A 570-nucleotide genomic window follows, 5' to 3' on the forward strand; every position below is an offset into this window, starting at 1 on the left:
ACACACACCACAACTCTGGTGAGGGATTGTGGTGTGGATGGTTTCATATTGTTACGGCGGCTATAGCGGTGGGGAAACGCCCGGTCCCATTCCGAACCCGGAAGCTAAGCCCACCTGCGCCGATGGTACTGCACTGTAATGGGTGTGGGAGAGTAGGACACCGCCGAACACAACTTGTTGAGCCCCGATCAGACACCGTCTGATCGGGGCTCAACCCATTTCCCGGGACGTGACCCCGGCCGGCGAGTGCCGTCTGGATACGGCGCGCCTGACAGACCGCGAGCGCACCCTCTTCAGACTGGCTTCAGGCTGGTTGAGCGAGCGCAGCGAGTCGAAACCACCACACGACGGCAGAGTCGTCTCGATACGGCGTGCTCGCTACGCTCACCCGCCTACTCGACAAACCTCGAGGGAGCCGGAGATTCCAGGCCGGCTGAGCGAGCACCCCCTTCAGGCTTGTTGAGCGAGCGAAGCGAGTCGAAACCACCACACGACGGGCAGAGCGGTCTCGATACGGCGTGCTCGCTACGCTCACCCGCCTACTCGACAAACTTCGAGGGACCGTCTTTT

At 61.8% G+C, this 570-nt stretch carries 1 rRNA gene; it reads left to right on the forward strand.

Annotated elements, in window-relative coordinates:
- The first annotated feature begins 52 nt into the window (after positions 1-52).
- Positions 53-169: ribosomal RNA gene (rrf, locus tag GSI01S_RS19405) — 5S ribosomal RNA — on the forward strand.
- Positions 170-570: the final 401 nt, after the last annotated feature.

Source organism: Gordonia sihwensis NBRC 108236 (assembly GCF_000333035.1).
GTDB classification, from domain to species: Bacteria; Actinomycetota; Actinomycetes; order Mycobacteriales; family Mycobacteriaceae; genus Gordonia; species Gordonia sihwensis.